This window comes from Daejeonella sp., from assembly GCF_049655485.1.
Lineage (GTDB): Bacteria > Bacteroidota > Bacteroidia > Sphingobacteriales > Sphingobacteriaceae > Daejeonella.
Genome location: NZ_JBASJU010000070.1, coordinates 1 through 1,722 on the forward strand (window position 1 = coordinate 1; position 1,722 = coordinate 1,722).

Genomic DNA, 1,722 nt, shown 5'->3' on the forward strand with positions numbered 1-1,722 from the left:
GCGTGCCATGATGCGGGCAACCTCGCCGACTTCTTCCATCAGCATAGCGGTATTCGTCAGCTCGTTAAAATACCGGACTCCTGTAGTATTGATCCATTTATCAACTGTTTACTGGGCTTCTTGCAGCGTCATTTAATTATTCTTTAGATTTTGTGTCAATGGGAATGGTTACCGGTCCGTCGTTTACCAGGCTAATTTTCATATCGGCACCGAATACCCCTGTTTGGATGACTTTCCCCGTTGCCTGAGCAAGTTCGCTGATCATTTTTTCGTAGAGCGGCGTGGCCACATCCGGCTTAGCTGAACGTGTAAAGCCAGGCCGGTTGCCTTTTTTAGTTGATGCGTATAAAGTAAACTGGCTGATCAGTAGTATGTCACCTCCAACGTCCGCCAGGCTTTTGTTCATTGCGCCGTTCTCATCTCCGAAAATTCGCATATTCGCTATCTTCTGTGCGAGCCAAACAACATCTTCAGTACCGTCAGCTTCTTCAATACCGAGCAGGACCATAAAGCCTGGCCCTATTTTTCCGGTTATTTCGCCGCTTACAGAACAAGAAGCACTGCTCACTCTTTGTATAATTGCTCTCATATCAGGCTCTGGTGTCGTTATTATGGTAAATGCTTAAATAACTATCATATCGCGAAGGCTCAATTTCGTCGTTTTCCAGAGCTTTCAATACTGCACAGCCCGGTTCGTTAATGTGCCGGCAATTGTGAAATTTACAGTCCCCCATAAGTTCACGTATTTCAGGAAACAGTCTTCCCAATTCCTGTTGTTCAATATCGAATACCCCAAGTTCCCGGATACCCGGCGTGTCGATCAGATATCCGCCGAAAGGCAGCTCAATCATTTCAGCGAAGGTAGTAGTGTGTTTACCTTTATCGCTCCAGTCAGAGATATCGCCGGTTTTAAGCTGTGATCCCGGGAGCAACGCATTAATCAGGGTTGATTTACCCACGCCTGAATGACCACTTACCAGCGTTACTTTGTCTTTTAACAAGTCCCTTATTTGATCCAGGTTGGTTTGTTCTGTTGCAGAAACACTGTAACAAGGGTAGCCGGCTTGTTCGTAAATCTTTTGATATTCCTTGAGGAAATCGAGGCCTTCCTCACTGAAGAGGTCGAGTTTATTAAAAACCAGCATGGCAGGAATAGCATATGCTTCAGCTGTAACAAGGAACCGGTCTATAAATCCCAAAGACGTTCTTGGTGAGGCAAGTGTAACGATCAGAAATGCCTGGTCAAGATTTGCCGCAATGACCTGAGCCTGTTTCGAAAGGTTTACAGACTTCCGGATAATATAATTTTTTCGGGGGTGCAGAATAGTTATAAGGCCTGTTTCCTGATCGGGTTCGGGCTCGACCTCTACATGGTCGCCAACCGCAACGGGGTTCGTCGTTTTGATATCAAGCGTGCGGAATTTCCCCTTAATACGGCAATTGATGGTCTCGCCTTTTTCAGTGACTACCTCGTACCAGCTTCCGGTTGATTTTATTACTAGGCCTTTCATTAGGGGTAAAGATACGAGATAGGCCTAATAAATATTACTCAGTTAAAAACCGAAAAATTTAAAAAATGAGAAATATATCTTATTATTATAATTAATTAGCTCTCGCTTGCAATTGTTTAAACCAATCACTAAAAAATAATTATGCAAAACATCCAAAAATCCAAGCTTTTCTGGGCAAGTTGTCTTGCCTTACTCGTCACATCGCTTTCCT

General features: G+C 44.0%; 2 protein-coding genes and 1 pseudogene. All 3 read right to left on the reverse strand.

The genetic code is table 11. The features are described 5' to 3' along the window. Nucleotides 1–93, reverse strand: a pseudogene (locus tag WBJ10_RS03110) (pyrophosphatase); the annotation flags it as partial. Between the two features lie 43 nt (nucleotides 94–136). Continuing rightward, the gene (gene dtd / locus WBJ10_RS03115; protein WP_424288094.1) at nucleotides 137–589 is read right to left on the reverse strand and encodes a D-aminoacyl-tRNA deacylase; all 453 of its coding nucleotides are present in this window, start codon (nucleotides 587–589) and stop codon (nucleotides 137–139) included. A gap of 1 nt (nucleotide 590) precedes the next feature. Then, nucleotides 591–1,511, reverse strand: a complete 921-nt coding sequence (rsgA, locus tag WBJ10_RS03120) for a ribosome small subunit-dependent GTPase A (protein WP_424288095.1) — start codon at nucleotides 1,509–1,511, stop codon at nucleotides 591–593. Between the last annotated feature and the right edge of the window lie 211 nt (nucleotides 1,512–1,722).

What these genes read in the sequence shown, in the direction of transcription:
- dtd (WP_424288094.1), bottom strand. Translation starts at nt 589, where the DNA reads ATGAGAGCAATTATACAAAGAGTGAGCAGTGCTTCTTGTTCTGTAAGC.
- rsgA (WP_424288095.1), bottom strand. Translation starts at nt 1,511, where the DNA reads ATGAAAGGCCTAGTAATAAAATCAACCGGAAGCTGGTACGAGGTAGTC.